Origin of the sequence: Labrys neptuniae (assembly GCF_040797145.1) — a bacterium.
Classification (GTDB): Bacteria; Pseudomonadota; Alphaproteobacteria; order Rhizobiales; family Labraceae; genus Labrys; species Labrys neptuniae.
This window is the reverse complement of the sequence record NZ_JBFNQD010000001.1, coordinates 59,376-75,046: the sequence shown is the minus strand read 5'-3', so window position 1 is coordinate 75,046 and position 15,671 is coordinate 59,376. Positions and strand designations below refer to the sequence as shown.

The window sequence follows — 15,671 nt, the reverse complement described above, 5'->3', positions numbered from 1 at the left end:
TTTGGTATTCCACTTCATTCGGTCTTCGCCTCCCGTCATTGCGAGCCTTTTCCCGGCGAGGCGCGCATTATGACTGCCAGCTCCGCCTTGCCCGTTGCCTTCGTCGACGACGATGCCGTCCTGCGCGAAGCCAATGCCCAGACGCTGCGGCTTGCCGGCTTCGAGCCTTTCCTGTTCGAATCCGCCGTCGAGGCCCTGAAGGCCATCGACGAGCGCTTTCCGGGCGTGGTGATCACCGACCTGCGCATGCCGCGCATCGACGGCATGGAACTGTTCCGGACCTTGCGCGCTCGCGATCCCGACCTGCCGGTGATCATGATCACCGGCCATGGCGACATCGCCACCGCCGTCGAGGCGATGCGCGAAGGGGCCTATGATTTCCTGCCCAAGCCCTTCGCCTCCGACAGGTTGATCCAGAGCGTCAGGCGCGCCACCGAAAAGCGGGCGCTGGTGATGGAGAACCGGCGCCTGCGCCAGGCGGCGGAGGAGGCCCATGCCCCCTCGCCCCTGCTCGGCGATGCTCCCGCAATGGAGCGTTTGCGCGAGACGCTGAAGGCGGTGGCCGATGCCGATGTCGACGTGATGATCGTGGGCGAAACCGGCACCGGCAAGGAATTGGTGGCCGACCAGCTCCACCATCTTGGCCGCCGGCGCAGCGGGCGTTTCGTCGCCCTCAATTGCGGCGCATTGCCCGAGACGGTGCTGGAAAGCGAGCTGTTCGGGCATGAGAGCGGCGCCTTCACCGGCGCGTTGAAGAAAAGGGTTGGCCTGATCGAGCATTCCAGCGGCGGCACGCTGTTCCTGGACGAGATCGAGAGCATGCCGCTCAGCGCACAGGCCCGCCTGCTGCGCGTGCTCGAACAGCGCGAAATCACGCCGCTCGGTTCCAATACGGCCCGGCAGGTCGATCTGCGCGTGGTCGCCGCCGCCAAGAGCGATCTCGGTTCCTCCGCGCACAAAGCGAGCTTCCGCGAAGACCTGTTTCACCGGCTCAATGTGGTGACGCTGCGCATTCCGCCCCTGCGCGAACGGCAAGAGGATGTGCCCTTGCTGTTCGCCGTCTATCTCGACCGGGCCTGCCGGCGCTTCCAACGAGAGGTACCGATGCTGACACCGGCCGTGCGCCATCACCTCGCCAGCCACGACTGGCCCGGCAATGTGCGCGAGATCGTGCATTTCGCCGAGCGCGTAGTGCTGGGCCTCGCCGAGATCGACCTCGCCGCGACGGGGAAAGCCTCCCCTCCTTCGGCCGGGCCGCAAGGCGCCTCCCTGCCCGAACGCCTGGAGCGCTACGAGGCCGACCTCATCCGCGAGGTTCTCACCCAGCACAAGGGGGATGTCCGGGCCAGCCTCGAAGCCCTCGGCATCCCGCGCAAGACCTTCTACGACAAGCTGACGAAATACGGCATCAACCGCGCGAGCTTCGAAGCGGGAGAACCATAATCTGCGGGTGCACGGGCATCTTGGCCGTTCTCCCCTTCCAGAGTGCGTCGCATTTCCAAGAGCGGGCAAGATATCCGCGCAGCCCGAAACACAACGGCCCTCCCCACTGTCGCGGGAAGGGCCTCCATGACTTCAGGACCTGGCTATCGCCTTAGAACTGAGCCGTCTCGGTCGAATGTTCCATCGCCGTGGTCGAGCTCTGGCCTTCGCCGAGAATGGTGGCGACGGCATCGAAATAGCTGGTGCCGACTTCGCGCTGGTGGCGGGTTGCAGTGAAGCCGTCGGCTTCCGCGGCGAACTCGGCCTGCTGCAGCTGCGAATAGGCGGCCATGCCATCCTGCTTGTAGCGGCGGGCGAGATCGAAGGTGGTGTAGCTGGTGTTGTGGAAGCCAGCCAGCGTGATGAACTGGTACTTGTAGCCCATCGCACCCAACTCACGCTGGAACGCCTTCATCGCCGCCGGATCCATATGCTTGGCCCAGTTGAACGACGGCGAGCAATTATAGGCCAGCATCTGGTCGGGATGGACCTTGCGCACCGCTTCGGCGAAGCGCTTGGCATCCGGCAGGCTGGGCGTCGAGGTCTCGCACCAGATCAGGTCGGCATAGGGCGCATAGGCAATGCCACGGGCGATCGCCGCCTCGAAGCCGCCCTTGAGCACATAGAAGCCTTCCGGCGTGCGCTCACCGGTGATGAAGGGCCGATCGGCCTCGTCGACATCGGAGGTGATCAGGCGGGCCGCCTCGGCATCGGTGCGGGCCATGATCAAGGTGGGCACGCCCATCACGTCGGCCGCAAGGCGCGCCGCATTCAACGTCTTGATGAAGGTGCGCGTCGGCACCAGCACCTTGCCGCCGAGATGGCCGCACTTCTTCTCCGAAGCGAGCTGGTCCTCGAAATGCACCGCGGCGGCGCCGGCCTCGATCATCGCCTTCATCAATTCATAGGCGTTGAGCTGGCCGCCAAAGCCGGCCTCGGCATCGGCGATGACGGGCACGAAATAATCGAGCTGCTCGCCGCCCTTGCCGTCGACGCGCTCCATGGTCTGGATCTGGTCGGCACGCTGCAGGGCCTTGTTGATGCGGCGCACCACCGAGGGCACGCTGTCGACGGGATAGAGGCTCTGGTCGGGATACATGTTGCCCGAGGTGTTGGCATCCGCCGCCACCTGCCAGCCGGACAGGTAGATCGCCTCGAGACCGGCCTTGACCTGCTGCACCGCCTGGTTGCCGGTGAAGGTACCGAGCGTCGGCACATAGTCGCGCTTGTGCAGCAGCTCCCACAGGCGCTTGGCACCATTCTCGGCCAGCGTATGGCGGATCGGCAGCGACCCGGCGAGCCGCTCCACGTCACGCGGCGTGTAGTTGCGGCGGACGTTGCGCCAGCGATCCGGCGCCCATTCCGGGGCGGGGAAGGTCTCGGCGGGGCGGTTCTTCTGGGTATCGAGCATCACAAAGTTCCTAACGTGGAGACGTGTAAAGAGATTGACGGTGACAGCATCCCTGCCTGCCTTGGTGCTGCGCCACCTGCTGGCAAGGAAAGGCCGGCTGTCGCCACGACCATGCTGCGGTCGTGGCCGAGATACCGGCGGTCCTACGGCTCAATTGCGCCGGGTGCGGGTGAAGGTGGCGGCGATCATCGACTGCCCGTCGAACATGTGTTCGGAAGCGCCGCCGCCGACGCGGGTGAAGCGATGCCGGCCGATCTTGTGGACGATCGAGAAGTCCCGATCCGCCAGTCCCTGGGCGTGATACTCGGCGTTGATCTCGGCCATGCTGGCACCGATGATGGTGATGAATTCGTCGTGTTCGTTGCTCTGGCGCATCTGGTCCATAACACGTTCCTCCGTGCCGCGTTTCGTGTTAAGTCAATGATTGACACTGCGGCGCAATAAAGCAAGACGTATCGCAATTCCGGGGCGTCAACCGGAAAAGCGCTGTAAAGAAAATTTTGTAATGTTGTAAATCCTGTAAATATTTACAACGTGTCGGGACCAGGGACGAGCCATGACAAGCGCCATGCAAGAAGCCGATCCGCGCATCGGCGGCAAGATTCAGAGACTGCGCCGGCAGAGCCGGATTTCGCAGGCGCAGCTCGCCAGCTCGCTCGGCATTTCGGCGAGCTATCTCAATCTGATCGAACACAATCGCCGGCGCATGACGGTGCCGCTTCTCTTGAAAACCGCGAGCTATTTCGGTGTCGATGCCACCGAGCTTGCCGAGAACGACGATTCGCGCCTGGCCGGTGACCTGATGGAACTGTTCGGCGACGATCTCTTCGCCGACAGCGACGTCACCAACCAGGATGTGCGCGATCTCGCCAGCTCCAACCCGCAGATCGGCCGGGCCATCGTCCATCTGTTCGATCGCTTCCGCTCGCTGCGCAATGCCAATCAGGGCGCCACCTCGGCGCAGGAGGCTGGCTATCACGTCGCCACCGATGCGGTTTCGGACTTCCTGCAGGCCAACGCCAACTATTTCCCGGGTCTGGAGGCCCAGGCCGAACGCATTCGCGGCGAGATCGACAATCTCTCCGATTCCTTCGAGCCCGGCCTCAAGCTCTACCTCTCCAACGTATTCGGCGTGCAGTGGCGGCTGGCCCCCCTGCCCCAGGGCCTGGCCGGTCGCCTCGGCCGCGACGAGGAAACCTTCGAGACGGCCGACGTGCTTTCACCCGAAAGCGCCACCTTCACGGCTGCCCACCGCCTCGGCCTGCTCGCCGCCTCGCGCGAGATCGAGCATCTCATCACCGAAAGCGCCTTGCCGGCCGATGCACCGGCCCTGGCCCGCCATGCCCTCGCCGCCTATTTCGCCGGCGCCGTGATCATGCCGTATCAGCCCTTCCTCGCCGCCTGCCGGGAGACGCGCTACGACATCGACAGGATCGCCCGGCGCTTCAAGACCAGCTTCGAGCAGGTCTGCCATCGCATGACCACGCTGCAGCGCCCCGGCGCCAGCGGCATCCCGCTGCACCTGATCCGCACCGACATTGCCGGCAACATTTCCAAGCGTTTCTCGCTCTCCGGCATTCACATCCCGCGCCATTCCGGCGCCTGCCCGCGCTGGAACGTCTATGCCGCCTTCCTGCTGCCCGGGCAGATCAACATCCAGATCAGCCAGATGCCGGAAGGCACGCGCTATTTCTGCATTGCGAAGTCATTGACAAAGGGGGGGCATCGCCACAACGCTCCCCGGCGCCATCTCTCGATAGGCCTGGGCTGTCACATCTCCCATGCCGCCGAGATGGTCTATTCCGACGGCATGGACGTCTCCAATGCCGCCCAGGCGGTGGCGATTGGGGTGGGCTGCCGCATCTGTCCGCGTCTCGATTGCGGGCAACGGGCCCATCCTCCGGCCGAGCACAAGCTGGTGCTGAACGAGCACGAGCATGCCGAAAGTCTCTATTCGCGTATCTGAAAACCGGCTGCGGGAAGAAATACTACGCCTCACCAGGCTTGCCGAACCATCGTGCTAGGGCCTGAGAAGCTTCCTCCGGGTCGGCGGCAGTGCCATCGCTGGCCCAGGCGACGACACCATCGGGGCGAACCAGAACGGCGCTCAGGTCGAGCCGATCATGGACGCCAGCGGCGACATAGGTGATCCGGTCGCTCCACTGCGAGGCAAGGGCGCGACGATGGGGCTGGGCCTCGAAGTCCAGGAAGACGCCTTTGCCTGTCCTGAGGAGTTCGGCCAGCCTGGTACCGTCGTTCAACGCGAAGTCGGGGGCACTGCGGCCCACCAGCGGATGGCTGTCACCGAGATCATAGCGCAGCGACACCCCCCAGACGCGCTCGGCGAAATAGGTCGCGCCATCGCGCGTCTCGACGAGGTCGCGGATGATGGCTTCGAGCGCGCGTGTACTGGCGGTCGGCCGCATGACCGCGACCTGAGCGCGGGACCAGTCGAGGATTTGTGCACCCACCGGATGACGCTCCTCGAAATAGCTGTCGAGCAAGCCGGCCGAAGCATCGCCCCGGATGGTGGCGACTAGTTTCCAGCCGAGATTCATCGCATCGCCAACGCCGAGATTGAGGCCCTGCCCGCCCAGCGGAGAATGAATATGCGCGGCATCGCCGGCCAGCAGCACTCGCCCCTTCCGATATGCCGTGGCCTGATAGGCGCGATCCGTCCAAGTCGCGGCCATCTTCAGGGCGGTCAGGGTGACATCGGTCCCGGAAATACGGCGCAGCACCGCTTGGACATGGTCGAGCGTGATCGCCTGGCTTCGATGGCAGGCGCCGCCGTCGAAATTGACCATCGCGATCGTCCCGGACTGTGAATAGGTGTACACGCCTGTCGGGGTATAGTGACGGCCCGGGCTGAGCCTGTCCGGATCCGCCATGTCGACGTCGACGGAATAGCCGGTGAACTCGGGATCGGTGCCGGCGAACTCAAAGCCGCCGGCCTTGCGCACCGTACTGCGGCCGCCGTCGCACCCGACGAGCCAGCGCCCGCGAAAGGTCGAGGCGCCGGCACGAATGGTCACGTCTTCCTCCGATTGATCGAAGCTCTCGACACCAACACCGTACCGGATCTCCGCCCCCAGGGCATGGGCACGCGCGGCCAGGACGGTTTCGAGATGCTCCATCGTGACTGCGATGCCGGAGTCGGCCGGGCTTGGCAGGCGATAGGGCCACCTGGAAGCATCGATATTGTCATGAAAGAACTGGATACCGGCGAAATGCCCGCCGGGACGGCGGGGCTGCTGCATCCAATGCGCGCTGGCCTGGGCACCATGGCCCGAACCGTCTTTCGCGGGCTGCGAGGACGCGATCTCCTCCAGCAAACCGCGACGATAGAGAGCTTCGACGCTGGGCACCGACAGGCCCCGCAGGCCGAAGGGAAGCTGTTTCAGAGGGGACCGTGTGTCCTCGTTCTGCTCCAGCACCAGCACGGACAGGTCGGCAAGGCGCAGTTCACAGGCAAGGAACAGCCCGACCGGCCCCGCGCCGGCAATCACGACATCATACAGCAAGGAACCGATCCTCCATCGCATCGGTACACGCCGGCATGCCAGGCGGCATTACCTCGCTCGAAGGCGTCGCCATAGGCCCAATCATCCCTTGAGGCATGTCACCAATATCATTATAAAAATTACACTGAGTGCGATTTTTTATTACACTCAGTGTAATTTTGCAAGAGGTCGCAATGGAACCGGTTCGCATGAAAAACGCCTCGGAAAGGCCTGATGGCCTAAGGGAACGCAAGCGGCGTGAAACCTCCGGGCGCATCGTCGAACAGGGCCTTAAACTGTTCGTGAAGCACGGCTACGAAGGCACGACGCTGGAAGCGATCGCGCAGGCCGCCGGCATTTCACGCCGGACCTTCTTCTATTATTTCAAGTCGAAGGAGGATGTGCTGCTGGCCGCGCATGACGGCGGCTTCCGTGAGGAACTCAAGCCGGCCATGCTGGCGGAATCTCCCGAGCAGCGTCCGCTCGCTGCCGTCCAGAACTGCCTGGTCAAGCTGGCCTCACGGCGTGAGACCAAAGAGTCCGTCATTTTCGACCGCCTGATGCAATCGACTGAGGCCCTGCGTGCGCGCAAGGAGGCCGGCTTCGTCGAGACCGAGCGAATCCTGCTCGAAGCGATGTGCGAACTATGGCCATCGCCGGAACGGCGGGATGGGCTTCGGCTGGTGGCGATGGTGGCGCTCGGTACACTGCGACTGGCCCTGGAGAGATGGAAGCAGGACGAGGCGGCCCTTCCTCTCGCCCATTATGTCGAACAAAGTTTCGGCCTGCTGGCGAAAGAGTTCTGAAGCGGCCATTGTTCCGAAGCGAGGCGTCAGAACGCAGGCTGGGCCTCACAGCCAACCTCTCCTCATCGCTGCAGCTTTGCTGGTGCCGACGGTATTGCTGCTTGCCCGATGAGGCACCGTCATCGCGACCATTGGTATAGACTGTCTCCATGTCCGCCCTCATCCGCAAGATCATCCATATCGACATGGATGCCTTCTACGCCTCCGTCGAACAGCGTGACGATCCCTCACTGCGCGGACGGCCGCTGGCGGTGGGCTATTCGGAACGCCGCGGCGTGGTGGCGGCGGCAAGCTATGAAGCGCGAGCCTTCGGCGTGCGGTCCGCCATGCCCTCCTCGACCGCGCTGCGCAACTGCCCCGATCTCGTCTTCGTCAGGCCGCGCTTCGAGGTCTATCGAGCCGTCTCGCGTCAGATCCACGCTGTCTTCGCCGAGTTCACGCCGCTGATCGAGCCTCTATCACTTGACGAGGCCTATCTCGACGTCACCGCGAATTTACAGGGCCTGCCCAGCGCTGCGGCAACGGCGCAGGCCATCCGCGCCCGCATTCTCGAAGAGACCGGCCTAACCGCCTCTGCCGGCATCTCCTACAACAAGTTCCTGGCCAAGCTCGCCTCCGATCATCGCAAACCCAATGGCCAGTTCGTCATCACACCTGCGATGGGACCGGCTTTCGTGGAGACATTGCCGGTGGCCAAGTTCCACGGCGTCGGCCCGGTCACGGCCGAGAAGATGAACCGGCTCGGCATCATGACCGGCGGCGACCTCAAGGCGCAGCCCCTGGAGGATCTCGTCCGCCATTTCGGCAAGGCCGGCGCCTGGTACCATGCAATTGCACGGGGCGAGGACGACAGGCCGGTGGAACCGGACCGCCCGCGCAAATCCTCCGGTTCGGAGACGACGTTCGCCGACGACCTGACGAAACCCGAGGATATCGAGGCTGGCGTCCTCGCCATGGCCGACGAAGTCTGGGCCTGGTGCGAGAAAACCCAGGCCTTCGGCCGCACCGTGACAGTGAAGATCAAATATGCCGATTTCCAGCAGGCCACCCGCAGCCGCACCCTGGCCGCACCGGTGCACACCCATGAAAGTCTGCGATCCGTCAGCCTGGACCTCATCCGCAGCGTGTTTCCGCCGACGAAGGGCATCCGCCTGCTCGGTGTCACCATGTCCGGTTTTGCCTCTGAGGACGCGTCGGACAGCGAACAGCTCGAACTCGGCTTCGGGGAGCCATGACCGCCGAAGAAGCGTGCCCAGCCGCCCGTCGAATTGCCACTTGACTTAAAGTTCACTTGAACTTTTATCAATATGCCCTGAGTGATTCAGGGAGTCTCGATCGATGAGCGTTCATAGCGATCTCAAGGGCCTGCGCGCCGCCGTTACCGGCGGCACCTCCGGGCTCGGGCTGGCCCTCGTGCGGGCGCTGGCCAAAAGGGGCGCGCAGGTGGCCTTCGTCGCCCGCACCAGGGAGGCCGTCGAGCGCGTGTCCGTGGAAACCGGTGCGCTCGGCATTGTCGGCGATGTCGGACGCAAGACCGATATCCATGCCATCGCCCTGCAGATCACCGGCAATCTCGGCGGCCTCGATCTCCTCGTCAACAATGCCTCAAGCCTGGGGCCGGTTCCCCTCGCCTTGCTGGCCGATACCCAATGCGAGGAACTGGAAGAGGCCCTCGCCACCAATCTGGTCGGCCCTTTTCGCCTGACCAAGGCCTTGTTCGGTGCCCTCACGGCCTCGGCTCGGCAAGGGCGTGACGCGGTCGTGGTCAACATCACCAGCGATACGGCCGTCAACGCCTATGCGGGCTGGGGCGCCTATGGCGCCAGCAAGGCTGCGCTGCAGCATCTCACCGCCATCTGGGCCGAGGAAGCCCGCGAAGAGGGTGTGCGCTTCCTCGCCATCGACCCCGGCGACATGGACACGCCCCTGCACGCGCAAGCCGTTCCGGAGGCCGACAGATCCGCGCTCAAGCGCCCGGAGGAAGCGGCTGCCCACATCATCGGTGCCTTGGGCCTGGACCAACCGCGTCTCGCCTTGACCCTGGAGACCCGGCCATGATCGCCGCCGGCAACCCTGAACCAGGCTCTGCGCGGCTGCTCGCCGTCTCCAACTCCGGCAAGATCCGCCATTTGCCGCGCAGCGCCCTGTCGCTGTTGTTCAATCCTGGCGACCTTGTCGTCGCCAATGATGCGGCCACGCTTCCCGCCAGCCTTGCCGGCAGCCATGCCGACAGCGGCAGGCCTCTCGAGGTCCGGCTCGCCGCCTGGGTCGCGGCCGGTGATCCCCGTCGCTTCATCGCCATCGTCTTCGGAGCCGGCGATCACCGCATGCGCACGGAAGACCGCCCCGCACCACCGCAGCTTCTCGCCGGCGACAAGCTTGAGCTTGGCCCACTGACGGCCGTGGTCGAGCGCCTGCACGGCTATCCCCGCCTGGTATCGCTGCGTTTCTCCGGTCCCCCGGAACGGATTCTCGCCGGGCTGGCGCGGCACGGGCGGCCGATCCAATATGCCCATGTGCCCGAGCCTCTCGCTCTTTGGGCCATGTGGACGGCAATCGCGGCCGAACCGTTCGCCTTCGAACCACCCTCGGCCGGTTTCGCGCTCGACTGGCGCACGATCGCCGCCTGGCGACGCCGCGGTGTTGGTTTTGCCAGCCTGACCCACGCCGCCGGCATTTCCTCGACAGGCGACGCGGTGATGGATCTGCGCCTGCCCTTCGACGAGCCCTATCGCATCCCGGCAGCGACAGCGGCCGCGATCACACGCGCGAAAGCCACCGGGGGACGTGTGATCGCCATCGGGACCAGCGTGGTGCGGGCCCTCGAACATGCCGCCTCGGCTCCTGGCGGCCTCAGGGCCGGCGACGGCCTGGCGCAGGGCCGAATCGGGCCGAAGTCGAGGCTTCGCCTCGTCGATGCCGTGCTCAGCGGCGTCCATCAGCCGGGCGAGAGCCATTTCGAACTGCTGCGCGCCTTCGCCGACGATCTCACTCTCGACCGCGTCTCGCTGATGCTGGAAGCCTGGAACTATCGCGCCCACGAATTCGGCGACTCCGTGCTGATCGAGCGCCGGGCGTCGAAGCGGAAAGAACAGGGCGCAGATCGGCCGGGGCGCCTGACGGCAAGCTCCTTATGGGCGGGCACGGCCCCTACTCCATGAGGGCCGCCTTCATGAAGCAGACCATGGTGGCGTGGACGGGCTCGTCGCCGACCACGCGGATGGCGTGCTGCCGGTCGCAGCGATAGCGCAGCGTCTCGCCGGGCTCCGCCCGTTCGCGCACGCCGGCCACGTCGACCTCGACCATGCCGGCCAGGATCGAGAGGCATTCGACCGAGCCGCGCTGGTGGGCGTCGCTTTCGAGCACCCCGCCCGGCTCTGCCCGGAAATCATACCATTGCAGCCATTCCACCGTCTTCAGCCAACCGACCACCGCCAGACGGCACTTGCCGTCGTCGGAAATGATCACGGGCGTATCGACACGGGTGGTCTTCTCGATGAAGGGCTCGTCGTCGCTCGAACCCAGCACTCTTTCGATCGAAACGTCGAGAGCCTGGGACAGGCGCCAGATCGTCGCCAAGGTGGGATTGGTCTCGTTGCGCTCGATCTGGCTGATGATCGACTTGGCCACGCCCGACTGCTCGGCCAGTTCCGACAGCGAGAGATTATAGGCCTTGCGCAGGCGCTGGACCGTCTTGCCGAGCTGTCCCGATAGCGCAACCGCGCCCGCATCGAGCTCACCCCGCCTGTCCAACCCACTCATTGCCAGCCTTTCGTTTGTTATGACGAACGATTGTTTGTTCTGGCGGACAATACGGCCAAGCCGCGCAGGAGAAAAGCCCTTTGATGGGAAACAGGGACAGTCCGGTGCCCTGTCTATCCTCTATGAACCTTGCATGGTGCCGACGCTGTCAAAGCTGCGGAAGGCGAACTTTGGCGCGAGACTCCCTCAGCGAAGCAGATCGTCTTAAGATCGGCCTCTCGATTGCATGCAAGCGGGCTGCAGGATCGACAATGGGACGACGATGGGACGTGGGCAAAACAGTTCGGGCGAGCCTGTCTTTTGGTACCGGCCTCCGGCCGTCGGCCTGAACGCGCTGGTCAGCGGGATCTACGGCTATCGGGAGAACGGCACTGCCATGCAGGGCCTCACCGAAGCGGCCTCGCTGACCGTGCCGCTGATCGTCAATTTCGGCAGCCCGTTCCGCATCGGCCTCGGCCAGCCACCGACCTGCACGGACACTTATGGCAGCTTTGCCGCTGGCCTGTTTGCCGGCCCCATCGTCATGGATTCGGACGGTGCGGCCGAATGCATCCAGATCAATTTCACGCCACTCGGCGGCCGGCTGTTCTTCGGGCTGCCGATGAGCGAGCTGGCCGACAGCATGGTCGCACTGGATGATCTGGCCGATGCCGGCATCAACCGATTCGCCCGACGGCTCGCTGACCTGAACTGCTGGGAAGCGCGCCTCGATCTCGCCCAACATTTCGTCGCAACCCGCCTTGGACGGGCCTCGCAGGCCAATCCCGCCATTGGCTGGGCGTTCTGCCAGCTCATGCGAAAAGGCGGCGACGTGCGCATCGGCGCGCTGGCGGAAAAACTCGACTGGAGCCGCCGGCGCCTGGTCGCAAGTTTTCGCGAAGAGATCGGCCTCCATCCGAAATCCGTCTCCCGCATCATCCGCTTCAATGCCGCGCAGGATCTCGCCACCAAGGGCACGGCAACGGGTTGGGCCGATATCGCAGCGGCTTGCGGTTATGCCGATCAGGCGCATCTCACCCGCGAATTCACCGCGCTGGCCGGCTGTTCGCCGACGGCGTGGCGCACGGGCGGGTAACATTTCTTCAAGACGGCCCATGGCCATGCGAACAAGGATCGCTCCGGTTCGCAAACGGAGACATCCCCCATGCCGCTATCATCGACCGAAGCCCCACGCCTCTACCCGGCCCTGCGCTACGCCAATGCCCGCGCCATGATCGACTGGCTGCAGGAGGCCTTCGGCTTCACCCTGCACGCCTGCTACGCCAAGGGCGACATCGTCGAGCACGCCCAGCTTGCCCTCGGCTCCTCGATGATCATGCTCGGCACGGCGCGCGATGACAATTTCTGCAAGATCGTCGGCTCGCCGGGATCGGGCGGCGGCAAGTCGATCTATATCGCCGTCGACGACGCCGATGCCGCCTATGAGCGCGCCAAGGCCGCTGGGGCAAAGATCGAGGAAGAACCTGTCGATCGCGACTATGGCAGCCGCGAATTCATCTGCCGTGATCCGGAAGGCAATATCTGGGCTTTCGGCACCTATTGGCCTAAGGCATCCGAGCCGGCCGCCCCCTGAAAAGCAAGGGCGGCAGTCACGAAAGCCACCGGAAAGCAGATAGAGGTTTTCGACACGAACGCCGCGGCAGAGACAATCCGCGGCGTCGGACCTTCTTCCGGAATCGGGGCCGGCGCCGCGGCTGCCTTCACGCTATTCCGCCGCCAGCTTCCTTGCCTGTGCATCCTGGATCGTGCGCCATACCACCTCCGGCGTCGCCGGCATGTCGAGCCTGGTGACGCCGACGCCGCGCCTGAGGGCATCGATCACCGCATTCATCACCGCCGGGGCAGCGCCGATGGTGCCGGCCTCGCCGGCCCCCTTGACGCCGAGCGGATTGTTCTTGCAGGGGATGTTGCGCGTCTCGAAATGGATGAAGGGCAGATCGTCGGCCCGCGGCAGAGCATAATCGGTGAGCGAAGCCGTGAGCAACTGACCGTCTTCCGAATAGACCGTGCGCTCCAACAAGGCCTGGCCGATGCCCTGTACCACGCCGCCATGCACCTGTCCCTCAAGCAGCAGCGGGTTCACCACCATGCCGAAATCGTCGACGATGGTATAGCCGAGGATATCGGTGACGCCGGTCTGCGGGTCGATCTCCAGCTCGCAGATATGCGTGCCGTTGGGATAGGTCGCCTCGCCGGGCTGATAGTCGGTCTCGGCACTGAGCAGATCCGGCGTCGCCTTCGGCAGGCGGGCGAGCGCTGCAAAGTCGATCGCCTTGTCGGTGCCGACCACCCGCACCCGGCCGTCGACGATTTCAAGATCGGCGATACCGGCCTCGAGCTCGTCGGAGGCGAGCGTCTTCAGCTTCTCTGCCAGGGTCTGGCTGGCCCGGGCCACGGACGCGCCGCCCACCGGGATCGAGCGCGAGCCGCCTGTGCCGCCCCCTGTCTTGATCAGGTCGGAATCGCCCTGGATCACGTTGATACGCTCCAGCGGCAGATCGAGATATTGCGAGACGAACTGGGCGTAGGCCGTCAGGTGGCCCTGCCCGTTGGTCTGCGTGCCGATCAGCACGGTGGCGGTACCGTCCTTTTCCAGCGTGACGCTGGCGGCTTCCTTGGGCCCGTCGGCGCAGGCCTCGATATAGGTGGACATGCCGATGCCACGGAACTTGCCCGCCTTCTTCGAGGTCTGCCAGCGGCCCTTGAAGTCGCCCCAGCCAGCGACCTCCATGGCCTTGCGCATGTGGCCCTCGAACTCGCCCGAATCATAGGTACGGCCGGTGGGCGCCTTGAACGGCATCTGCTCCGGCTTGACGAAATTGCGCGAGCGCACCGTATCGACCGAAAGCCCGGTCTCGAAGGCGATGGCGTCCATCAGCCGCTCGATGAGATAGGCGGCCTCCGGCCGGCCGGCACCGCGATAGGCATCGACCGGCAGCGTGTTGGTGAAGACGCCGCGCACCCGCACATCCATGGCGTCGATTGCATAGGCTCCGGTCGCCATCAGGGCGCCGAGCCAGGGAATGAAGGGCCCGAACTGCGAAAGATAGGCGCCGAGGTCGCCGATAATGTCGATCTTGACCGCCAGGATGCGCGAACGCCGGTCCAGCGCTGCCTCGATGCGGCTGATATTGTCGCGGCCCTGGGTGTCGGCGAGGAAATGCTCGGCGCGATCAGCGAACCACTTCACGGGTTTGCCCAGACGCCGCGCCGCCTCCAGCGAAAGCGGATATTCGCGATACATGAAGGCCTTGGTGCCGAAGCCGCCGCCGACATCGCCGGTCTTCACATGCACCTTGTCGGGCTCGACCTTGAAGACATGATTGGCGAGCGTATCGCGGATGGAGTGCACGCCCTGACTGCCGACCGTCAGGGTGAAGCGCTTGCCGTCCCATTCGGCGAGGCAGCCGCGAGTTTCCATGTAATTGGCGACCAGGCGGTTGTTGACCACATCCAGGGAGACCACGCGGGCCGCCTTGTCGAAGGCCTTGGCCACCTTCTTGGTGTTGCCGATCTGAGCATCGAAAGCCAGATTCGAGCCGTGCTCCGGCCAGACCAGGGGAGCCCCGGGTTCCAGGGCCGCGACGGATCCGACGATGGCGTCGAGCGAATCATAGTCGACCGGGATCGCCTCGGCGGCATCGCGGGCCTCGGTGAGCGAATCGGCGACCACGAAAGCCACCGCATCGCCGACATGGCGCACCACGTCACGCGCCAAAAGCGGATAGGGTTGCGGGCGTTGCGGCGAGCCGTCGGCGTTCTTCATCAAGGCCAGGCATGGCAGGTCGCCGAGCCCGTCGAGGTCATTGGCCGTCAGAATCAGCCTGACACCCGGCATCGCCGCGGCGTCGGAGAGATCACCGATGCTGAAGCGGGCATGGGCATAGGGAGAGCGCAGGACATAGGCCCTGAGCACGCCGGAACGCGATTCGTCGTCGACATAACGGCCGGCGCCCGTGATGAAGGACTGATCCTCCTTGCGGCGCACGGCTTGGCCAACGCCAAATTTGGTGGGCGGCATAGGGGACCTCCGGCGATTTAATGAATGGCGCTTTTGAATAGAGCCTTCGAATAGCACGCCGAAGCGCAATTTCAAAAAAGCTGAAGAATTTTTCCGTCACACGCTAGACACACACAAAGAGCTTTGCTACATCGCGGCCATCGAACGCGGCACCGCGTCGCGCTTCGGTGGTTTCGATGGGCGCATAGCTCAGTTGGTAGAGCAGCTGACTCTTAATCAGCGGGTCCTAGGTTCGAGCCCTAGTGCGCCCACCATCGAAACTCCTGATATCGCTGACGAAAAGCAAGGCGCCCTTCGAGGCGCCTTCTTTCGTTTCAAACCGAACCACTCCGCGTAAGGCCCCTCCACTTTCCTTTCCGTCATGCGCAAGGCGCAGAGATTTGCGCAATGATGCTCGCCGGTCTGTGGCTCGGACAAGCCTCCTGGAGGCAGAAGATGCCGGTAAATCATGCCGCCATCGAGCCCGGATGATGTCGGCGTTGCCCAATAAAAAGTCGGCGCGCTGTCCCGGAAGCTTACTTGAGAACAAGCCGGACCCGCGGCAGGCGCTTACGGCATCCATAGTTCTGGCTGGTCCATTCGCGATGAATATTGCTTTCGTCGGCAATAACTACAGGGTGCCGCATCGTAATGTATATTGGCCGGAATTCGGATGTTATCACGACCTGAATTCCCAATTATCCTTC

At 64.3% G+C, this 15,671-nt stretch carries 13 protein-coding genes and 1 tRNA gene; 9 read left to right on the top strand and 5 right to left on the bottom strand.

Annotation, left to right across the window (positions count from 1 at the left end; all coding sequences use genetic code 11):
• The first annotated feature begins 69 nt into the window (after positions 1–69).
• Positions 70–1,443, top strand: coding sequence for a sigma-54-dependent transcriptional regulator (locus tag ABXS05_RS00345; protein ID WP_367622528.1), 1,374 nt, complete (start codon positions 70–72; stop codon positions 1,441–1,443).
• A 151-nt stretch (positions 1,444–1,594) separates the two neighbouring features.
• On the opposite strand, the gene aceA is transcribed toward ABXS05_RS00345, so the two are convergent.
• The gene (aceA, locus tag ABXS05_RS00340; protein WP_367622527.1) at positions 1,595–2,893 is read right to left on the bottom strand and encodes an isocitrate lyase; all 1,299 of its coding nucleotides are present in this window, start codon (positions 2,891–2,893) and stop codon (positions 1,595–1,597) included.
• 150 nt (positions 2,894–3,043) lie between these two features.
• Positions 3,044–3,277, bottom strand: a complete 234-nt coding sequence (locus ABXS05_RS00335; protein ID WP_068298726.1) for a hypothetical protein — start codon at positions 3,275–3,277, stop codon at positions 3,044–3,046.
• A gap of 172 nt (positions 3,278–3,449) precedes the next feature.
• Between ABXS05_RS00335 and ABXS05_RS00330 the strand changes: the two genes are divergently transcribed.
• Complete coding sequence (locus tag ABXS05_RS00330) at positions 3,450–4,859, top strand: helix-turn-helix domain-containing protein (RefSeq protein ID WP_311940364.1); 1,410 nt, start codon at positions 3,450–3,452, stop codon at positions 4,857–4,859.
• 22 nt (positions 4,860–4,881) lie between these two features.
• On the opposite strand, the gene ABXS05_RS00325 is transcribed toward ABXS05_RS00330, so the two are convergent.
• On the bottom strand, positions 4,882–6,438 hold the full coding sequence (locus tag ABXS05_RS00325; RefSeq protein WP_367622526.1) for an FAD-dependent monooxygenase: 1,557 nt from the start codon (positions 6,436–6,438) through the stop codon (positions 4,882–4,884).
• Positions 6,439–6,545: 107 nt separating this feature from the next.
• Between ABXS05_RS00325 and ABXS05_RS00320 the strand changes: the two genes are divergently transcribed.
• The 4 genes from ABXS05_RS00320 (at position 6,546) to ABXS05_RS00305 (ending at position 10,363) form a co-directional block, all read left to right on the top strand.
• Complete coding sequence (locus tag ABXS05_RS00320; RefSeq protein ID WP_367622525.1) at positions 6,546–7,202, top strand: TetR/AcrR family transcriptional regulator; 657 nt, start codon at positions 6,546–6,548, stop codon at positions 7,200–7,202.
• A gap of 149 nt (positions 7,203–7,351) precedes the next feature.
• Positions 7,352–8,437 carry a DNA polymerase IV gene (dinB, locus tag ABXS05_RS00315; protein WP_367622524.1) on the top strand — a complete coding sequence of 362 codons (1,086 nt, stop codon included), beginning with the start codon at positions 7,352–7,354 and terminating at the stop codon, positions 8,435–8,437.
• A gap of 103 nt (positions 8,438–8,540) precedes the next feature.
• Entirely contained in the window at positions 8,541–9,260 is a 720-nt protein-coding gene (locus tag ABXS05_RS00310) for an SDR family NAD(P)-dependent oxidoreductase (RefSeq protein ID WP_367622523.1), read from the top strand.
• Entirely contained in the window at positions 9,257–10,363 is a 1,107-nt protein-coding gene (locus ABXS05_RS00305; RefSeq protein ID WP_367622522.1) for an S-adenosylmethionine:tRNA ribosyltransferase-isomerase, read from the top strand. The genes ABXS05_RS00310 and ABXS05_RS00305 overlap by 4 nt, the downstream gene beginning before the upstream one ends.
• On the opposite strand, the gene ABXS05_RS00300 is transcribed toward ABXS05_RS00305, so the two are convergent.
• The gene (locus ABXS05_RS00300; RefSeq protein ID WP_311940376.1) at positions 10,353–10,964 is read right to left on the bottom strand and encodes a helix-turn-helix domain-containing protein; all 612 of its coding nucleotides are present in this window, start codon (positions 10,962–10,964) and stop codon (positions 10,353–10,355) included. The genes ABXS05_RS00305 and ABXS05_RS00300 overlap by 11 nt on opposite strands.
• Positions 10,965–11,226: 262 nt before the next feature.
• Here ABXS05_RS00300 and ABXS05_RS00295 point away from each other — a divergent pair, with 262 nt between their 5' ends.
• Complete coding sequence (locus ABXS05_RS00295) at positions 11,227–12,039, top strand: helix-turn-helix domain-containing protein (protein WP_367622521.1); 813 nt, start codon at positions 11,227–11,229, stop codon at positions 12,037–12,039.
• Between the two features lie 69 nt (positions 12,040–12,108).
• On the top strand, positions 12,109–12,537 hold the full coding sequence (locus ABXS05_RS00290) for a VOC family protein (RefSeq protein WP_367622520.1): 429 nt from the start codon (positions 12,109–12,111) through the stop codon (positions 12,535–12,537).
• Positions 12,538–12,669: 132 nt separating this feature from the next.
• On the opposite strand, the gene ABXS05_RS00285 is transcribed toward ABXS05_RS00290, so the two are convergent.
• Positions 12,670–14,985 (bottom strand): xanthine dehydrogenase family protein molybdopterin-binding subunit, encoded by a 2,316-nt coding sequence (locus ABXS05_RS00285; protein WP_367622519.1) that lies wholly within the window; start codon positions 14,983–14,985, stop codon positions 12,670–12,672.
• 178 nt (positions 14,986–15,163) lie between these two features.
• Between ABXS05_RS00285 and ABXS05_RS00280 the strand changes: the two genes are divergently transcribed.
• Positions 15,164–15,239 (top strand) — tRNA-Lys (locus ABXS05_RS00280).
• Positions 15,240–15,671 lie beyond the last annotated feature (432 nt).